The sequence below is a fragment of the Lacinutrix sp. genome, from assembly GCF_029238095.1.
Lineage (GTDB): Bacteria > Bacteroidota > Bacteroidia > Flavobacteriales > Flavobacteriaceae > Lacinutrix.
The window spans coordinates 77,719-97,897 of sequence record NZ_JAQWGS010000026.1 but is presented as its reverse complement, the minus strand read 5'-3'; the positions used below and the strand labels follow the sequence as shown (position 1 = coordinate 97,897).

The window sequence follows — 20,179 nt, the reverse complement described above, 5'->3', positions numbered from 1 at the left end:
CTATAAATGTACACCATTATTGGCGCAGGAATTGGTGGTCTAACCACTGCTATAGTCTTCGAGAAATTAAATATTGAGTATCAACTATTCGAAAAAACAAAAGCACCAAGTGCTTTGGGAGCAGGAATTTGGTTAGCACCAAATGCTTTGCAAGTTTTAGAATTTACAAGTGTTTTAAATCCTGTTTTTAAAGTTGGGAATGTTATCAATCGTATTACGTTATCCAACGAGAAGTTAGCACCATTAGCAGATAGTAGCCAATTACCAGCAAAAGAAAAATATGGTTTTTCCACATTAGCAATACATCGCGCTAAATTGCAATTAACGTTAATTGAAGCCATACCAAAGGAGAAAATTCATTGGAACAAAGCAATAAAATCTTTCAAACAATCAAAAGATTCTGTTACAATTACTTTTACAGATGGTACACAAATGCAAAGTCAATACCTTATTGGTGCAGATGGTATAAACTCTAAAGTGCGCTCTCAACTATTTCCAAAATCTCAAATACGTTATTCTGGTCAAACCTGTTGGAGAGGAGTCATGAAAAAGGCTTTGCCTAAAGAGTTTAAAGATCGAGGCATCGAAATGTGGGGAAAGGGCGTTCGGTTTGGTTTATCACAACTATCAGCACATGAAACGTCTTGGTTTGCTGTAAAAAATAGTAAAGCGTTTCAAAAAGACGATAAAACTATTTTAAAACAAGAACTCTTGAAAATGTTTAAAAACTTTCATCCATTAGTTCAAGAGCTCATAAACACTACAGAAATTCAAGATATTATTAGAAATGATATTACAGATTTAAAACCAATGAAACATTGGCAAAAAGGCAATATCTGTTTAATTGGAGATGCTGCACATTCTACAACTCCAAATATGGGACAAGGTGGTGCGCAAGCTATTGAAGATGCTTATTATTTAGGTAAGTTAATTACAAAATATCCAAACGAAAATATTTTCAATAAATTTGAAAAAAAACGCTTTAAGCGTGTAAATAGCATAGTCAGACAATCGTGGTTAACCGGAAAAATTGCTAATTTAAAAACAGGAGCGAACATTAGAAATGCTGTTTTTAGAGCAATTCCTAAAAGACTAATTGACAAAAACATGTATTCTGTTTATGATTTAAATGAATAAAAAATCTTTTAGGAATTAATATTTATTGTTAAAATCTTTATTTCTAAAATATTAGGTTCGTTTTTAAATGGTTAAATTAGGTTAGACGATTAATGCAAAAAATTCCTAATCTCACTTCTATTCCTTAACTTTGTTCTGCTAAGAAAAAGAACCATTTTATATTATTCCCAATATTTTGGGAAACACCATGATTAACATCCATAAAAAAACATTACAAGATCTAGAATTCGCTACCGTTTTAGAGCAATTAAGCAAGTACTGCGTTACAAGTTTAGGCAACCAAAAAGCATCTGAAATAGAGCCTTTTCAGGATAAAGAGACCTTACTTAATGCTTTATTATTAACTAATGAGTATGTGTCTTCGTTTTATAACGATAATCGTATACCAAACCATGGTTTCGATGCCATTACCAAAGAATTACAATTACTGCGCATAGAAAACACCTATTTAGAAACTCATAGTTTAAAAAAAATTATCTCGATTTCGCTAACAGCAAACGAAATTGTTAAATTTTTAATCAAGTTTGAAGAATATTACCCAAACTTAAATAGGTTTTCAAAACGTGTAGAGGTAACTACAGTGCTTATAGAAAAAATTGACAGTGTTGTAGATAGATTTGGAGATGTAAAAGACAATGCATCTACATTGCTTCAGGAGATTCGACAAACTATAAATAAACTTAAAGGTAAAATTAATTCTAGTTTTAGTTCAGCATTAAACCAATACCATAATCTAGACTACCTTGACGATATTAGAGAGTCGGTTGTCGAAAATAAACGAGTACTAGCTGTTAAAGCTATGTATAGACGTAAGGTTAAAGGAGCCATAATGGGTGGAAGTAAAACCGGAAGTATTGTTTATATTGAACCTGAAACTACCTTACAATATAGCAGAGAGCTCAATAACTTGCAGTACGAAGAAGGTGAAGAAGTGGTTAGAATATTAAAAGAAGTCACTAATTTTTTACGTGAGTTTTTACCTTTAATAACGCAATACCAAAAATTCTTAATAGATATTGATGTTATATCTGCCAAAGCAAAATATGCTAGATCTATGGATGGTATTTTGCCAGAAATAAGTGAGAATAGAGAGCTGTTTTTACGCGATGCCTACCATCCACTTCTCTATTTAAGCAATAAAGAAAAGAAAGAAAAAACATTTCCACAAACCATCACTCTTAATAATGACAAACGTATTATTGTTATTTCTGGACCTAATGCAGGAGGAAAAAGTATCACCTTAAAAACGGTTGGTTTATTGCAATTAATGTTGCAAAGTGGCATGCTAATTCCTGTTCATGAACGTAGTAAAGTAACTTTATTTGATCGCATTTTAACAGATATTGGAGACAATCAATCTATTGAAAACCAATTAAGTACTTACAGTTATAGATTAAAACAGATGAATTACTTTTTAAAGAAAGTAAACAAAAACACGCTGTTTTTAATTGATGAATTTGGTACAGGATCTGATCCTGAACTTGGTGGTGCATTAGCTGAAACGTTTTTAGAAGAATTTTATGCCAGAAATGCTTTTGGGATTATAACCACACATTATGCAAATTTAAAAATGTTGGCCAACGAGAAACCAGAAATGATTAACGCTAATATGATGTTTGACGAGCGTACACTAGAACCATTATACAAACTGGCTTTAGGTCAAGCAGGTTCTTCGTTTACATTTGAAGTGGCACAAAAAAACGGAATCCCTTACAGTTTAATTAACCGTTCTAAAAAGAAGATAGAACGTTCAAAAGTGCGTTTTGATGCGACCATTGCTAAACTTCAAAAAGAACGTGCAAGACTTGAAAAAACTGGTGAATCTTTAAAGAAGAACGAACAAAAAAAACAATCTGAAGCCTATAAATTAGAAGAAATAAATACAAAGATTCAAAAAAAACTGGAGAGCTATCAAGAATTGTATGATAGTAATCAGCGCTTAATATACTTAGGGCAAAAGGTAAATGATATTTCTGAAAAATTTTTTAAAGATAATAAGAAACGTGAACTTATGGCAGAGTTGTTTCGTATTGTACAAATAGAGAATTCTAAACGTAAAAAAGTATCTGCTAAACAAGCTAAAGCCGAAAAAGTTAAAGAAGTTCAAATTAAAAAAGAAGCAGAACAAAAGGTTGAAGTTATTAGAAAAAAGAAAAAAGAAGCTAAGAAAAAAGCTATTCCAATAGAGAAACCAAAACCTATTCTTAAAATAGGCGATCGTGTAAGAATGCACGATGGTAGAGCTATTGGAACTATAGATGCATTAGAAAAAGGTAAAGCAATTGTTAATTATGGTATGTTTACTACCAATGTTAATATTGATTTATTAGAGTTGGTTGAAGCAGTTAAGTAGTTTTTATTAATTCCTTATGTGTTAGTAAGCTCGCGTCTTATATTGATTCCGAAACCTAAGTAAATTACTTTAAACTTTTTATAAAGATCTCAATAACAAAATTTAAAGAAGAATTTCTTTCGAACTCACACTTATATGCTTAAAATTCTAACAAAATCCGTATTTTTGTATTGTGATAAATGATATACCAAAACATAAAAAATTAATACTTTTTGATGGTGTTTGCAACCTATGCAGCTCATCTGTCCAATATGTTATTAATCATGATAAAAACAATGTTTTTATGTTTGCTGCTTTACAAAGTGACGTTGGTAAACAAGTAATAAAGCATTTTAATGTAGATCCTTCAAAAACAGATTCTATTTTACTTTATTCACCACAAAACGAGACGTTAAAAATAAAATCTACTGCTGCATTACATGCTGCAAAAAGTTTAGATTTTCCATTACAACTCCTCTCTATATTTTTAATTATTCCTACTTTTATTCGTAATTGGGTTTACGATTTTATAGCAAAAAACCGTTATAAATGGTATGGAAAGAAGGAGTCGTGTTGGATACCAACACCTGAATTAAAAGCTAAGTTTATTGGCAAATTAAATTAGCCAAGCACATTCTTTTTATAGCTTTATATACATTAAAATATACTGTTACAAATTGCGTTAACTATTATAATTACTGCATTCACGCATTAAAAAGTGCTGTTTACTCATTGTAGTTTTATATCAAGCCAAATTGCTTTTACTTTTATGTAAGCAGAGATTACTAAAGTCTTAAAGTATAACACAGTTAGTTTACCTTAATTCCTGTGAATTAAGAACGAGTAGGCTCTTTTACAGTTTTTAGTCTAGGCTTTAGAAGCTTCAGTTAATGGTTACTGAACAGAATATGTGTTTACTTTGAGACTTTATTTTTTAAACTGTGTTTAGGTAAGTGACTTTAGAACATAAACTTTTAATTTTTCTAAAATTGAATATATAAAGCTACTTTAAACTGTTTAATATAAAATCGAAATTTTTTTCTGAAGCATCTGTATTTAAATAAGCATCTGTGTAATATTTAGAAGTATTAGCAAGACCTAAAGATTGCAACTTTGTAATCACTTCTTTATATTCTAAGGTTACTTTTCCAGTAAGTAACACATCAAGATCGTTTTCATCTTTAGCGTATCTATACACCTTTTTTAAGCCTGTTAAATACAAATGGTCTTTTGTAAAGCCTCCTCCTCTATGCACTCTTATAGTAATCGAGAATGCTTTATCTCTGTTAACTTTGTATTGATTATGTAATAAATGAAAAGTATCAGAGAAATTATAACCTTTAGCCAAAGAATCTGTAGCAATAACACGATAAGCCAATTCTTTAAGTCTAGTAATAGTTAAGCAACCAGATTTATATTCTGAATATACAGCTAAGCCTTCTTGTGTTTCAACATTGTTAGGAAAACCATTAGAAAAAATCTTTAATGGTTGATTTATACTATTAAAAGTAGTGACTAAATGCACACCAATTTCATGGTTTGCTAAAACTTTAAGTTGGTTTTTACTAAACTTATGGTTTTTTCTTAAAAGCAAGGTTTTTGTATTGTTTTGAACCATTGCTGCTGCTGCAATATTGGTCGATTTTTTAATGGTAAAGTCAAAATCGTAACGTGTTCTAAACGCTTCAAAATAGTCAATAGCATCATCAACATTGTATAATGGTAGTAAGTCTTCTTCAAAATCACTATTATCGAAACGCAGTATAAATTTTGCGTTTTCAATATCACGCTCTGTTGGTGTTCCAAAACTTTTAAGACTATTATAGTAGAATTTTTTGCCTTGACCTATGGTTTCTATGCACTCTATTAAACCAGAGTATTCATAAATTATATCTTTATATAAATTACGAATGTCTTCATCTTTTATGCGTTCTAAACGTTGAGAAAAAAAGAGTCTGTGCAACTTATAACCATTAAACCTAATTTTTGGGTACTTAAAATTGGGCTCATAATTAAACTTTGAAGAGAAAAAATGTTTTTTTTCACTTTCGATATTTAATGGATTGATATAGTTTAGTAATTCAATTTTTTTTACCAAACGATCTAAATTAGAATCGATATCAAATAGGTTTTGGTAAGATTTTATTAGCTTTTCTGTCACCATTATTTTTTATGTCTGTTATAAAATGAATTTGCATGATCTACTAAACGCGTTCTCAATTGTTTTTCTACCGATGCTACAACTTCAGGATACATAATATAATCGTACTCATCGCAATATACTTTTGCGATTTCGGTTGCTAAAACCAAAGTGTTTTGAAAGTTCTGAGAAATGAATTTCAAGAAATAACCATTACCTTGAAAGGTGTCATTAATTTTAGAAGTCGATTGTATTCCACCAGGTAATTGTAATTTACCTAAGCTCTCACTCCAAGAATTTATATCTTCATTAAATCGAGTTTGGTCTACATTACTTGTTCCTAAATTCCATGTTGGCACTGCTCTATCCCAACGTTTCCAGTTATAGCTATGCATATCGTATACCACACATATTCCAAATTTCTCTTCAATTTTAGAAATCAAAGCGTTAACAACCTTATAAAAAGCATGATGTTTATTTAAAGATTTTTGCCTCTCCTGGTCTGGTAGTGGTTTTTTCCATAATTGTTTTCCCCAAGCATCAACGTAAATTGCAGTTTCGGGAGCACGATTTAAGTCGTATTCAAAACGTGAGTCCATTCCAGCAATAAGAATAGGATGAGAAATAACCATGTTTTTAGTTTCTGGATCTTCCTCATACCAACGTTCATATTCGGTATGTAAACAATTGTCCCATAGATCTTTTCTAAATTGATGTCCATCATGTACTGCACCACAAACGTAGTGTACATAACTATCTATTTTTAAAGTAAAAGAATAATCGCTTGAAACAGCATGAAAGGTTTCTTCAGCATTTATTTTATCTAGTATCTGTTGGATTGTTAGCCTTTCCATCTATTTGATTATTCTTTTAAAATTTTTCGGATAAACGATAATGTTGCTTCTTCCATTTCATTAGATTCGCCATCTGCATAAATCATTAATTTAATATCAGCAAATAACTCGGCATAATCATTTTCGTAATAATTATGTGTTTTAACAGCTTTAATTATATTTTGTATGCATTGGTAATCATTATCTTTATTAAACTGCTTGTAAACATTCGTGTAAGTCTTTTTATCTACTCTAGAGCGAATATAATTTGTTTCCTCAACAGACTGCTGTAAATCTGAATTTGAAATAAACAATAAAATATAAGCGACCAATTCTTTTTTAGTCCATTGATTGGGAGTATTCATAGTTATGAGATTTTTAAAGTTCCGTATTCTGTCCATGAGCCATCGTAAACGCTATTACGAAATCCTGCAACGGTTGCAGCCAAAGCTAAAACTTAAGCAGTAATTCCAGAGCCACAAGTAAATACTAAATGTTGATTATGTTGTGCCAATGCACTAAAAACAGCATGTAACTCTTCTTTAGACTTTAGTTTATTACCATTTAAAACGTGATTAAATGGTAAGTTTACAGACGAAGGTATGGTTCCACTTCTTAAACCTGTTCTTGGTTCTGCTACTATACAATTAAATCTATCGCTTGATCTTGCATCAATAATTTTAAATTTTTTATCTTTTGTAATAGCGTCAAGAGAATCAATATATACAACTTGATCAGAATTATAGTGCGCTTTAAAATCGCCTTTTTTAACACTGTTATTAGTTGTTTTTTCTTCTAAAGGATAGCCTTTAGTTTTCCATTCTGGTAAACCTCCATCTAAAATTGCTGCATTTTTTAAACCAAAGGTTTTTAATAACCACCAAGCTCTAGCACTAGAATAAATACCATGACTATCGTAAATAACAATAGTAGAATTATTATTAATACCTAATTCTTGAGCAGCAGTTTCAAATTGTTGAGTACTAGGGATTGTGTTTGGAAAAGTTGCATTCCTATTGCTAAACTTATTTTTAATGTCGAAAAACTGAGCACCAGGCAATTTCATTGTTTCTAAAGCCGAAACGCCCCCTATAACCTTAGAGATTGTAGCGTCAAACACTAAGAGGTTTGTATCTTGTATATGATTGTATAACCATTCTACAGAAACTATATTGTCTATTTCTGTGATTTCAGACATTTTTAATATGGTTCTTAATTTATGTTTAAAAAAATCAGGACATGTTTTCTTGTAAAACAAGGTGCAAGATTTAATATATAATTGATATTAAATATAACAATAATTAAGCATCTTCTACTCTTTTACGTAATCTAGAACGTCTATCGAATGCCTGTAAATTATCAACAACTTTACTTTCTAGAAAATCAATAACCTTCTCTTGTATTTTTACTTTGTTTTTGTATACTTTATTCATGTAAGTTATACCACCTGGAGACATAACATTTACTTCTACCAATTTTCCACCTATAACATCTATACCTACAAAATACAGGCCATCTTTAACTAATTTAGGACCAATTTGCTTGCACAATGCTTTTTCCGTTTTAGTTAGCGTGTGTTTTGCAATACTACCACCAGCTGAAACATTCGAGCGATGATCATCAGATCCTGGTACGCGTTTCATGGCACCAATAGCTTCTCCATTAAGCATTAAAATTCTTACATCACCTTGATCTGCACCTTCTATATAATCTTGTAGAATAACGTAATTTGAACTACCATCACTACTGTTTATGTAAAAATCTAATAAAGAATTGATGTTATTCATAGCGGATTTTTCTATTAAAATAACTCCAGAACCACCAAAACCATTTAGTGGCTTAATAATCATTTTATCTGCTTTAGATTCCTTTATCTGTCTTACTAAATAGTCTTTATTTTTAGATACATGCGTATTTGGTATAATGTTACTATGCGCATCACCAAAAGCTGCTGTATATAATTTGTTATTTGCTTCTCGCATACCTTGAAGCGAGTTAATAATAAAAACATCGTCTTTTACCGAGTCTAAAAAATTAAGCATAATAGGATCTAAAGGTGGATTTGCTCTAAAAAAAATGGCATCAAAACCTGCAAGAGGTAACATTTCTTCTCTTAAAGTTGCTTTTGCGTAAAAGCTTTTTAGGGTTGATGGTACTTTTTCCATTCTATTAATTACTCTGCAAAAAGCATTGGTAACACTATCTCTAATAGTTAAGTTTGCAGGAGTACACATAGCAACACCATGACCTCTTTTAACACATTCTTTAATAAGTGCGAGACTGGTATCGTTTTCTGGATCTATCTCTTTCCAAGGATACATTATAAAGCAAATATTCATAATTTTATTTTTGATTATTGGTTTTTATAAATTTATTGATAATAATTGGTTAGATAAAATTTATTTAACAGCTTCATAATTATCATCCCATTCTTTAGGTTTTGGTTCGTGTAATTTATCTAAAGATTTTGCAACCATCATAGAAACAGTAGCATCTCCAGTTACATTTACAACTGTTCTACACATATCTAAAGGTCTATCTACCGCGAATATTAATGCCAAACCAATAGGTAATAATTCTGCAGGAAAACCAATAGACTCTAAAACTATAACTAACATAACCATTCCAGCACTTGGTACAGCTGCACTTCCTATAGAGGCTAATAAAGCAGTTGCAATAATTACTAATTGATTTGTAAATGTTAAGCCTTCTGGCCAAATAACTTGCATAATAAATACAGCTGCAATACCTTGATACAAACTGGTTCCATCCATATTTACTGTAGCTCCAACAGGTAATACAAATCCAGAAACTTCTTTATCTACACCTAAATGTTCTTCTACACGTTCCATAGTTACTGGTAAAGTAGCAGCACTTGAACTTGTTGAGAACGCTAGTAATTGAGCAGGACTAATTTCTTTTAAAAACCATAATGGTGATTTTTTAGTGTACACTTTTATTAAAATTAAATAGAAACCAATCATTAAAGCTAAACCTAAAACAACACAACCAGCATATGCCAATAGCTTTATTAATATCTCTGTATCATCGAAAGCAATAATTACATTTGCCATCAAAGCAAACACTGCATAAGGTGCAAAAAGCATTATTAAATCTACCATCTTCATAACAACTTCGTTAAGCGAATCGAAAAACTTAATCAATGGCTTAGCTTTTTTCTCAGGAATTAATAGCAAACAAATACCAACAAATAGTGCAAAGAAAATTACCTGAAGCATTTTTGCTTCGCCTAAAGCAGTAAAAATATTGCTTGGAAATATATCAACTAAAGCTTGTAATGGACCTGCATCATTTTGTGCAGATGCTTTTGCTAATTTATCTGTAACACCAGCATCATTTTCGTATTTTAGCTTAATATTCTCAATAGTGTCTTGAGACATTCCTGCACCTGGTTTTATTATATTAACTATAGATAAACCAATAATAATAGCAATTAAGGTAGTGCCAACATAGATTAATATGGTGCGTAAACCCATGCTTTTTATCTTAGAAATATCTTTTAAGTCTGAAATTCCTTTAATTAAAGATGCTAAAATTAATGGTACAGCTATTAACTTTAAAAGGTTGATAAATATGGTCCCAAAAGGTGCAATCCAATTGGAAACAAATAATCTTCCATCTGCACCAATGCTATTCATAGCAAAGCCAAAGAGGATACCTAATACCATTCCAATAATTATTTTCCAGTGTAATGCTAGTTTTTTCATACGTTTTTCTCAAGAAAGCGAGAAGCTTGTTGTTAGTTAGTTTTTATAGTGAATTCCTACTTTCGGAGGAATTAAATGTTAGTATATTATTTTAATAATGATAAGTGTTAGAAAAATAAACAAGTAAAAAAGACATCCACAACCTTGTGCATTAGCTGACTCTTTCTGCTTTTTATCAAAACTAAATTTTTTAAATCGTTCATATTCAATCTCATTAAACGATTTTGTTTTAGAGCCAATATAACTTTCACTTTTTAAAGGAAAAAAGAAATAAGTCAACCACTCACTTTTTGATAAAGGTTTAATTTTACGATTTTCTAAATTTCTTTCTGCTTCTGTCAATCTATGAAATTTCTGCTATCGCAAGAATATCTAATACATTTTATTCAACAACCAGAAATCTGCTAAGACCAATGCTGCCATTGCTTCTACAATTGGGACTGCTCTTGGAACAACACAAGGATCATGACGTCCTTTACCTTGCATTTCAACACTATTACCATCTTTATCTATAGTCTCTTGCTTTTGCATTATTGTAGCAACCGGCTTAAAGGCTACTCTAAAATAGATATCCATACCATTGCTTATTCCGCCTTGAATACCACCAGATAAATTAGTTTTAGTAGTACCATCTTTATTATACAAATCGTTATGTTCGCTCCCTTTCATTTTGGCACCACAAAAACCACTTCCATATTCAAAGCCTTTTACGGCATTAATAGATAACATGGCTTTGCCTAAATCTGCATGTAATTTATCAAAAACAGGTTCTCCCAAGCCGACAGGTACATTTTGAATAACGCAAGTAATAGTTCCACCTATGGTGTCTCCTTCTTTACGTATTTCTTTAATACGAGCAATCATTTTATCTGCTGCGTCTTGATCTGGACATCTAATGTCGTTAGATTCAATTTTAGAGAAATCTAAATCTTGATAGGGCTTATTAATAAAAATCTCTCCAACTGAAGAGGTAAATGCATTAATTTTAATATTTTTTAATAATTGCTTGGCTATTGCTCCTGCAACTACTCTACTTGCTGTTTCTCTGGCAGAACTTCTTCCTCCTCCACGATAATCGCGATGACCATACTTTTTATCGTACACATAATCGGCATGACTTGGTCTATAAGACTCTTTTATGTGAGAATAATCTTTGGATTTCTGGTTTGCATTTTCTATTACAAAACCTATTGGAGTTCCGGTTGTTTTGCCTTCAAAAATTCCAGATAAAAATTTAACTTCGTCTGGTTCTTTACGCTGTGTTACTATTGCAGATTGACCTGGCTTACGTCGATTCATCTCCTTTTGAATAGCCTCAAAATCTAAAACTATATTTGGTGGACAACCATCTATTACACCACCAATGGCAACTCCATGAGACTCGCCAAATGTTGTAATATTAAAAAGTTTACCAAAGGTATTTCCTGCCATATAAATTTAATTTATGCTAATGTAAAAGTTATATCACAGAAACAAAAATTGTATAATACTTTATTAGGTATTCTTCTTTAAAATTTTACTTTTACAAATGATAAAATAAACCCAACCCAATGAAAAACTTAAAACACATCATTCTGCCATTAATTGCAATGCTTTTTATTGTTTCATGTTCTGAGGATAATAATGATAGTAATACAAACAATAACAACAACAATGGAGGTAATATAATTGAAGGTAATTATTTTCCTTCTACAGTAAATAATTATTGGAAGTACGATGTAACAAGTACAGATAATACAACCAACCAAAATATTGTTAGTCTGGATAGTTTGTATGTTGTGGCAGAAACTGTAACAACTGCAATGCTAGATGTAAATGATGGTTTGGCTGCAAATGGACCAATAATTGGATTGCTTGCTAGCGGAACTTTAACAAAATCTGATACTACTTTAGCTGTAGATGGTGCATTAGAATTACCTGCAGAAATCACAGATTTAATCGATTTTGATATTGCATTAAATAATTTTATACTATACAACATAGAAGCAAACAATAATACCCAATTAGCTTCAAATTCTAATTCTATTACACAGGATTTTAATGGTTTTCCTTTAACCATAGCCTATCAACTAAAGTCTACTGCCTTAGGTCATTCTGAAAACTTAAACCTTAATGGAACATCTTTTTCTAATGTGGTTTCTTCTAAAATGACTTTAAATCTTAGTGTTTCAACAACTATAACTGTGGCAGGTATTTCTTTTCCTTTATCTATTTTAAATGCACAGGATATTTTAGTTTCTACAAATTATTATGTAGAAGATATTGGTTTGGTTCAGGCAGACTCGAATACCAATTACCAAATTAGTGCTACAGCTATTACAGCACTAGAAGCAGCAGGAGTTAATTTACCAATTCCCGCAAGTGGTTCTACTTCTGTTTTGCAAGCATTAGCAGACTATTCTCTTGCTGAATAAATCATAACTTTTAAGAGTAATTATATTAAAGCTTCCTTTAATATGCTAACAGGATGTAAAGCTACTCTATTTGTGCCATCTTTTATTTGATGCCTACAACTGGTACCATTTGCGGAAATTATCGTGCTTTTATCTGCCTTTCTAATTGCCGGAAATAAGGTTTGTTCTCCTATTTGCATACTTATTTTATAGTGCTCTATTTCGTAACCAAAACTTCCTGCCATACCACAGCAACCACTAGGTATTATAGTTACTTTATAGTTTTTGGGTAAGTTTAATACATTAAAACTATAGATTTGATTGCTTTGTGCTTTTTGGTGGCAATGGCCATGAAATTTAATTGTTTTTGCTTTAGATGTAAATTGAGAAGCGTTAATATTTCCAATAGCTATCTCATTACTTAAGAATTCCTCAATTAAATAAGTGTTATTAGAAATGTTTTTAGCTGATGTTTTGTCGTCTGCTAATTTCAAATATTCATCTTTAAAAGTCAAAATCGCTGAAGGTTCGATGCCAATAAGTGGAGTTTTAATTGAAATGATATCTTTATAAATTTCTACATTTTTATTAGCAACTTTTTTGGCTTGTTCTAATAGTCCTTTAGATAAAAAAGCACGACCAGATTCGCTATTGTTTAGCATCTTAACATTATAGTTTAACGCTTGTAAAAGTGTAATTGTATCTATTCCAATTACAGTGTCTAAATGATTTGTAAACTCATCATTAAATAAATAAACTGTTTTAATAAAATTTCTTTCAACTATATCATTTTTAATTATTTGAAACTCTTTTTTTAAACTTTTACTTGAAATTAAAGGTAAGTTTCTTTCTTTGGCAACTTTAAGTGTTTTTTTAAGTATTGAAGCTGTAAAGACATTAGAAAATAATAAGTTTGATAGTCGTGGAAAATGACTTCCAACAGTATTTAGTTTGTTGTTGTAAGCAAATAATTTTGTTCTTAAACTAACACCATTTTCTTTTTGGTATTGGTATTGAAATTCTGCTTTTAAACTTGCAACATCCACACTGCTTGGACATTCGCTTGCGCAAGCTTTACAACTTAAGCATAAATCGAAAACTTGTTTTAATTCTTCATGATTAAAAGCATTCGCTTTATCAGAATGTGTTAAATATTCTCGTAAAGCATTTGCACGAGCTCTTGTTGTATCTTTTTCGTCTCTAGTGGCTCTATAACTTGGGCACATTGTACCACCAAATTCTGGCAATTTTCTACAATCTCCAGAGCCATTACATTTTTCAGCCTCTCTTAAAATACCTTCAGAAGCTGAAAAATCTAAAAATGTTTCTATTTCTGGCTCTATTCTATCAACTTGATAGCGTAAATTTTCATCCATTGGTAATGCATCTACAATCTTTCCTGGATTAAAAATGTTATGAGGGTCAAATACTGTTTTAATGCGTTTTAATAGTTGGTAATTAAAATCACCAATCATATATTTTATAAACTCTGCTCTAACAATACCATCACCATGTTCACCACTAAAAGAGCCTTTATACTTTTTAACTAAAGCAGCAACATCTGTTGTGATTTTTCTAAACAAAATAACGTCCTCTTTCTTTTTAAGATTTAAAATAGGTCTTAAATGAATTTCTCCAGCTCCTGCATGTGCATAATACACTGCGTCTTGTTTGTAGCCTTCCATTAAAACTGAGAATTCTGAGATATAACTTGCTAAATCTGGTAGTGCGACTGCTGTATCTTCTATACATGCCACTGCTTTTTTATCTCCAATAATGTTTCCCAATAAGCCTAATCCTGCTTTTCTTAATGTGTTGGCTTTTTCTATGGCTTCGTTTTCTAGACTAATATTTGCATAGCTCAAGCTTTTATTCTCAAGTGTTTTTATAAGGCTATTGGCTTGTATTTTCACATCTTCTATGGTGTGACTTTTAACTTCGCACATTAAAATAGCTTTAGGATCGCCAGAAATAAATTGCCTATTTTCGGTTTGGGTTTTATTATTTTTTGTACAGTCTAGAATGGTTTTATCCATCATCTCACAAGTAAACAAATTATGCTTCATTACTGGTGTAACTGCCATTAAACAATCGTTAATAGACTTAAAATGTGCAGCAACCATAATACTTTGAGGAGGTGGCAACTTATCTAATTTAAGCGTTATTTCTGTAGTAAATGCCAAAGTGCCTTCACTGCCTGCTAAAAGTTTACAGAGGTTAAAAGCTTCGGTTGTGTTAATAAGCTCATCTATAGCATAACCAGTATTTCTTCTATGTATTTCTGGTTTTGGAAAGTTGTTGATGATTTCGTTTTTTACTTCATTAGAGGACAATTCACTTAAAATAGTTTTATAAATAGTACCTTCTAAAGTATTTAATTTGGTTTTATTTTGAAGTTCCACTGCAGACAATTCACCAAAAACAGCTTCACTTCCATCGCTTAAAATAGTTTTAAGTTCAATAACCTTATCTCTTGTTACTCCATACTTAATAGAAGTAGTTCCTGAGGAATTATTACCAACCATACCACCAATCATGCAACGATTAGAAGTTGACGTATTTGGGCCAAAAAACAAGCCAAAAGGTTTAAGGTAATTATTAAGTTCGTCTCTAACCACTCCTGGTTGCACTGTAACGGTTTGATTGCTTTCGTTTATATTTAAAATTTTTGTAAAATATTTAGAAACATCTACAACAATACCACTTCCTACACATTGTCCTGCTAAAGAGGTTCCTGCAGTTCTAGGAATTAAAGAAGTACTGTTTTTGAATGCAAAATCTAAAAGCCTCTTAATGTCATTTTTAGACTTAGGGAAAGCGACGGCTAATGGTAAAAGTCTATATACAGAAGCATCTGTAGCATAAAGACGTTTCATTAAATCGCTATAATGCAATTCGCCTTCAATGTTTTTTTCTAAATTTTTTAATGCTTCTTTTTTATCATTCATTATTAAGCTAAATTTATAATTTATTAATAACTTTTAACCATACATTAGTACAATTATTTTAGTAGAAAATTACAATAATTGTAAATCGAAAAGATATAAAAACATAAAAAGATGAAAAATAAATTTTTATTATTAGTAGTTACTCTTGGATTTGGATTAAATGTTGCTGCTCAAGAAATTTCTAAAAATGCAATAGGATTAAGAATTGGAGATAACGATGGTTTTGGAGGAGAGATCTCTTTCCAAAGAGCTCTTGGTAAAAATAACCGACTAGAATTAGATTTAGGTATTAGATCTGGCAACAATTATGATGGATTTAAACTAACTGGTTTATACCAGTGGGTTTGGCAATTAGAAGGTGATTTTAACTGTTATGCTGGAGCTGGTGGAGGAATAGGAAATTATAGCTACGAGCTTCCTACTCCTTTAAAAGACGAAAGTGAAACATTCTTATTTGCAGCTGGAAACGTAGGTATAGAGTATAATTTTGATATTCCTATTCAGCTCTCTTTAGATGTTAGACCAGAGATTGGTTTTGGAGATTTTAGAAACGATTTAGATTTTGACTTAGCATTAGGATTGAGATATAGATTTTAAAAAAAAACACTATTTTTACAAACCATTTCAAACTAATCTTGGAATTTTTTTTTATTGCGGCAAGATTGTTGCTTTTACATTTAAAAATAAATTAAAACACAATGAAACAAAAATTAATACTTTCGATTTTTTTATTTAATATGATGGCTTTTACAGCTTTTGGACAAACAAACCTTAAAGTTGGTTATGCTGATATTGAATATATTTTAGGAAATATGCCTGAAACCGTTAAAGCGCAAGCAGATCTAGATATTGTAAAAGATAAATTAGTTAAAACAAGAGATTCTTTGGTTGTAGATTATAATGCACAATTAAAAGCCTATGAAAAAAATGTAGCAAGTTTGGCTCCAGAAAAGAAAAAAGAAACAGAAGTTAAGTTATTACAAATAGAAAGAGGTATTCAGGGCTTTGAAGCTGATATTCAAACTGCCATTAACATTAAAAAAGATGAACTTTTAAAACCTATATATGAAAGAATTGGAGTTTTAATTAAAGTTGTTGCAAAGCAAAATAGTTATACACATGTTATTAATTCTCAAATTGATGGTAATAGTGTAATACTCTATGCTGAAGAAAAAACAGATATTAGTGACCTTGTTATTGCTGAAGCTAAAAAGTAAGCGTTTTTATAATTTTTATTAAAAATACCTCAATTGAGGTGTTTTTTTGTTTATTTAGTTTTTGTAATATCTATTTTCAATGACAAAAAAAAGAACTCTTGCAATAATGGCTGCAGGTTTAGGCTCTCGTTTTGGAAGTTTAAAACAATTGTATGCTATAAATAATAACAATAACTCAATAATGGATTATTCTATTTTTGATGCTATTTCAGCAGGTTTTAATAGCATTGTTATTATAGTGAGTTCTCAAACACTTAGTGTCTTTCAAGAGCGTTATTTAGGTAAATTACCTCAAAATATTAGCTTAGAATTCGTAGTACAACATTCTCCAGAACTCATTCTAAAATATCCAAAAAGGCAGAAGCCATATGGTACAGGACATGCATTATTAAAATTAAAAAATCACATTGAAGGAAATTTTGCGCTTATAAATGCAGACGATTTTTATGGACGCGCTACTTTTAAACTTATGTATACTAATTTGTTTAATGCACCAGGACAGAAAAACTATTGTATTGGCTATAAACTAAAAAATACTTTATCTAAAAATGGGTATGTGTCCAGAGGTGAATGTTTTTTGGATACTGAAAATAATTTGAGAGATATTATAGAGAGAACACATATTTACCAAAAAGACAAAGCATTGTATTATAAAGTTGAAAGTAATACTGAAATTAAAATAAGTGAAGACACAATTGTATCTATGAATTTTTGGGGTTTCACACCTAAAATATTTGATATTGCAGAAAATGAGTTTATTGCTTTTTTAGAAAATCACGGAAACGATAACACCAAAGAATTTTATATTACCACAATAGTAAACACCTGTACAAATAATACTTCTCAGTATTTTAAAGTATTACTAACAGATTCTCAATGGTTTGGTATTACATATAATGAAGATGCATTAGATGTTAAAAATGCAATACGTACTTTAACCAAAAATACTATTTATCCTGAGCAATTATGGTAGAAAAACTTGAAGCAATCGCAAATCAGTTTTGCATAAACGCTACTATTAAAAGCATAAGGACGTTGCAATCTGGACATATAAATGACACTTATTTAGTAACAACAAACACTAGTGATAGTTTTGTATTACAAAAACTAAACAGCTATGTCTTTAAAGATGTTATTGGGTTAATTGATAATAAAATAAAAGTAGCTCAACTCATTAGCAAAAACATTGAATCTAAGCATTTAAATATATTAAGCACTCAATTTTACAAAGCTAAAAACGGTAATTTCTATGTAAAAGGTGATGATAACGAATACTGGAACCTTCAAAATTATATTCCGAATGCAATTACTTTTGATAAAGTACCAAATACTGAAGTTGTTTTCGAAGCTGGCAAATTATATGGTAGTTTTATAGCATTAACTAATAATGCGACTGCTCTAGAAATCAAAGAAACTCTGAAAGATTTTCATAGCGTGCCATTTAGACTTGAACAGTTTAAAGAGGCTCTAGAAAATGCCTCCCAAGCACGAAAAGAAGAAGCGCAAAAAGAAATTGATTTTGTTTTAGAGCATCAATTGGAGATGAGTAAAATTGACGCTTTAAAAAATGCAAATACATTTCCAATAAGAATTACACATAACGACACAAAATTGTCTAATATTTTGTTCGACAAATGCAATAAGGGTCTTGCTGTTATAGACTTAGATACTGTTATGCCTGGAATTGTTCATTTCGATTTTGGAGATTCTGTACGCTCTATCTGTTCTAATGCAGAAGAAGACAATGATGATTTTGAGTCTTTAGAAATTCAGTTAGACTATTATAAAGCGTATTGTAAAGGTTACGCAAAATCAACTAAAAAGCTATTGAGTAAAACCGAAATCAAGTATCTACCTCTAGGAGTAAAAACGATTATATATATAATGGGTTTACGCTTTTTAACCGATTTTCTAAACAATGATAAATACTATAAAACCAAATATGCTACTCACAACCTTGTGCGTGCAAAAAACCAATTTGCATTAGTAAATAGTGTTATTAAAAATTATAGTGAAATTACAGCAATAACCAATAATGCTTTTGGTCTAGAGGATATCTCTTAAGACTTCAGCTTTACGTTGTTTATCCCATGTTCCTCCAGTAAAATCTGGTATTTTAATGCTTGCACTTTGGTTTGCTACAGATAATTCAGACAATGGCGTAATTGCGCTCCACATAACACTATCGTACAAATTAATATCCAATGGCAAACCTTTGTTTAAACAACGAATGAGTCTGTAAACCATTACAAAATCCATTCCTCCATGACCAACTGCATTAGCATCTATTTGCGCTTTTAGTTTTTTCCAAAGCGGAGGATCGTATTTTTCACGATACGTTTTATAATCGTCGTCTTTTAACCAGCCATGAGACCATTGTAAATCGTCATGACCAACATACAAACGTGATGGATAACCTTGATGCACAGCCTTTGTTCCAGTTACAGTATTTAAACGCGAATATGGCCTTCCAGTATGCGTATCGAACTGTAGCATAATGGTTTTTCCTTTTTTAGTTCTTATTAATGTGGTATTCATATCTCCACAAACAAATTCTTGTGTTTTAAAATTCTCCTTTTTAGCACCATAACTTAGGCTTTGTTCTCGAGAACTCATACTCACTAAGTGGTCGTAATTATCACCTCTACCAATATCCATATACATACTTACAGGTCCTAAACCATGTCCTGTGTATAAGTTTGCATTTGTAGTTTCATGGTGTTTTATGCGCCATTGGTCTTCGTAATACGTTTCATGCATCATGTGTTTTCGTAAATCGTGAATGTAAGCGCCTTCTGCATGATTTATATCGCCAAAAACACCTTGATCTATCATATTTAAAACCCATAGTTCTTCACCATTAAAACAGCAGTTTTCCATATACATACAATGCCTCTTTGTACGTTCTGCAACTTCAATGAGCTTCCAACAATCTTTTAAAGTCATCGCCATTGGTTGCTCGCAAGCTACATGTTTTCCGTTTTCCATCCCAAAAACAGACATCTCTGTGTGGTATTCCCAAGGTGTAGCAATTAAAATTAAATCGATATCATCACGTTTGGCGAGGTTTTTCCAATCGTCTTTATCTTTAAAATATAAGGTTGCTTCTTTATCTTGAATCGTTTTTAAGTAGTCTTGATTTTTCTGAAGTTTTTCTTCTCTTAAATCTGATAATGCAACAATTTCAGCATGATTATTTTTAATTAAATACTCAAACATTTGAATAAGCACACTACCTCTATTTCCCATTCCAATAATACCAACACGAACTTTACTTATGGCTTCTGTTGTTAAGTTTACTGCATTGCCAAGCACTTTTTCAGTTTTTAGTAATTCTTCAAGGATTTCTTTTTCTGATTTTTCATCGTTTGCACAGGCAATTAAAGAAGGTGTTACACCTAAAAATAAGCCAGCTCTAGCAGTAAGATTGAGAAAGGATTTTCTATTCATA

The 20,179-nt window shown here is 31.0% G+C and carries 18 protein-coding genes; 8 read left to right on the top strand and 10 right to left on the bottom strand.

Features of this window, described 5'->3' with window-relative positions:
- Positions 1–6: 6 nt before the first annotated feature.
- From P8H50_RS08440 to P8H50_RS08430, 3 genes are all read left to right on the top strand, one after another.
- Positions 7–1,137: an FAD-dependent monooxygenase gene (locus tag P8H50_RS08440; protein ID WP_300207738.1), complete on the top strand. Its 1,131-nt coding sequence runs from the start codon at positions 7–9 to the stop codon at positions 1,135–1,137.
- Positions 1,138–1,324: 187 nt separating this feature from the next.
- Positions 1,325–3,490, top strand: a complete 2,166-nt coding sequence (locus P8H50_RS08435; protein WP_300207736.1) for a DNA mismatch repair protein MutS — start codon at positions 1,325–1,327, stop codon at positions 3,488–3,490.
- Between the two features lie 172 nt (positions 3,491–3,662).
- Positions 3,663–4,094, top strand: coding sequence for a thiol-disulfide oxidoreductase DCC family protein (locus P8H50_RS08430; RefSeq protein WP_300207734.1), 432 nt, complete (start codon positions 3,663–3,665; stop codon positions 4,092–4,094).
- A 378-nt stretch (positions 4,095–4,472) separates the two neighbouring features.
- On the opposite strand, the gene P8H50_RS08425 is transcribed toward P8H50_RS08430, so the two are convergent.
- From P8H50_RS08425 to aroC, 8 genes are all read right to left on the bottom strand, one after another.
- Positions 4,473–5,633, bottom strand: coding sequence for a tyrosine/phenylalanine carboxypeptidase domain-containing protein (locus P8H50_RS08425; RefSeq protein ID WP_300207731.1), 1,161 nt, complete (start codon positions 5,631–5,633; stop codon positions 4,473–4,475).
- On the bottom strand, positions 5,633–6,463 hold the full coding sequence (locus P8H50_RS08420; protein WP_300207729.1) for an N-formylglutamate amidohydrolase: 831 nt from the start codon (positions 6,461–6,463) through the stop codon (positions 5,633–5,635). Before P8H50_RS08420 ends, P8H50_RS08425 begins: the two co-directional genes overlap by 1 nt.
- A gap of 8 nt (positions 6,464–6,471) precedes the next feature.
- The gene (locus P8H50_RS08415) at positions 6,472–6,807 is read right to left on the bottom strand and encodes a hypothetical protein (protein ID WP_300207727.1); all 336 of its coding nucleotides are present in this window, start codon (positions 6,805–6,807) and stop codon (positions 6,472–6,474) included.
- A 92-nt stretch (positions 6,808–6,899) separates the two neighbouring features.
- Positions 6,900–7,640, bottom strand: a complete 741-nt coding sequence (locus P8H50_RS08410; RefSeq protein ID WP_300207724.1) for a sulfurtransferase — start codon at positions 7,638–7,640, stop codon at positions 6,900–6,902.
- A gap of 103 nt (positions 7,641–7,743) precedes the next feature.
- A complete protein-coding gene (gshB, locus tag P8H50_RS08405; protein WP_300207722.1) occupies positions 7,744–8,781 on the bottom strand; it encodes a glutathione synthase in 1,038 nt (345 codons plus the stop codon).
- A gap of 60 nt (positions 8,782–8,841) precedes the next feature.
- Positions 8,842–10,170 carry a dicarboxylate/amino acid:cation symporter gene (locus P8H50_RS08400; protein WP_300207719.1) on the bottom strand — a complete coding sequence of 443 codons (1,329 nt, stop codon included), beginning with the start codon at positions 10,168–10,170 and terminating at the stop codon, positions 8,842–8,844.
- A 78-nt stretch (positions 10,171–10,248) separates the two neighbouring features.
- Entirely contained in the window at positions 10,249–10,512 is a 264-nt protein-coding gene (locus P8H50_RS08395) for a hypothetical protein (RefSeq protein WP_300207716.1), read from the bottom strand.
- Between the two features lie 30 nt (positions 10,513–10,542).
- Complete coding sequence (gene aroC / locus P8H50_RS08390; protein ID WP_300207713.1) at positions 10,543–11,601, bottom strand: chorismate synthase; 1,059 nt, start codon at positions 11,599–11,601, stop codon at positions 10,543–10,545.
- Between the two features lie 119 nt (positions 11,602–11,720).
- Between aroC and P8H50_RS08385 the strand changes: the two genes are divergently transcribed.
- Positions 11,721–12,584, top strand: coding sequence for a hypothetical protein (locus P8H50_RS08385; RefSeq protein WP_300207710.1), 864 nt, complete (start codon positions 11,721–11,723; stop codon positions 12,582–12,584).
- 20 nt (positions 12,585–12,604) lie between these two features.
- On the opposite strand, the gene P8H50_RS08380 is transcribed toward P8H50_RS08385, so the two are convergent.
- Positions 12,605–15,511: an FAD-binding and (Fe-S)-binding domain-containing protein gene (locus P8H50_RS08380; RefSeq protein ID WP_300207708.1), complete on the bottom strand. Its 2,907-nt coding sequence runs from the start codon at positions 15,509–15,511 to the stop codon at positions 12,605–12,607.
- 111 nt (positions 15,512–15,622) lie between these two features.
- On the opposite strand from P8H50_RS08380, the gene P8H50_RS08375 reads away from it, so the two are divergent.
- The 4 genes from P8H50_RS08375 (at position 15,623) to P8H50_RS08360 (ending at position 18,792) form a co-directional block, all read left to right on the top strand.
- Positions 15,623–16,108 (top strand): hypothetical protein, encoded by a 486-nt coding sequence (locus tag P8H50_RS08375; protein ID WP_300207696.1) that lies wholly within the window; start codon positions 15,623–15,625, stop codon positions 16,106–16,108.
- Between the two features lie 101 nt (positions 16,109–16,209).
- Positions 16,210–16,728: an OmpH family outer membrane protein gene (locus tag P8H50_RS08370; RefSeq protein WP_300207694.1), complete on the top strand. Its 519-nt coding sequence runs from the start codon at positions 16,210–16,212 to the stop codon at positions 16,726–16,728.
- 79 nt (positions 16,729–16,807) lie between these two features.
- Positions 16,808–17,701 (top strand): sugar phosphate nucleotidyltransferase, encoded by an 894-nt coding sequence (locus P8H50_RS08365; RefSeq protein WP_300207692.1) that lies wholly within the window; start codon positions 16,808–16,810, stop codon positions 17,699–17,701.
- A complete protein-coding gene (locus tag P8H50_RS08360) occupies positions 17,695–18,792 on the top strand; it encodes an aminoglycoside phosphotransferase family protein (RefSeq protein WP_300207690.1) in 1,098 nt (365 codons plus the stop codon). The genes P8H50_RS08365 and P8H50_RS08360 overlap by 7 nt, the downstream gene beginning before the upstream one ends.
- Here the strand turns inward: P8H50_RS08360 and P8H50_RS08355 are convergent.
- Positions 18,775–20,178, bottom strand: coding sequence for a Gfo/Idh/MocA family oxidoreductase (locus tag P8H50_RS08355; RefSeq protein ID WP_300207688.1), 1,404 nt, complete (start codon positions 20,176–20,178; stop codon positions 18,775–18,777). The two genes, P8H50_RS08360 and P8H50_RS08355, sit on opposite strands and share 18 nt — an antisense overlap.
- Between the last annotated feature and the right edge of the window lies 1 nt (position 20,179).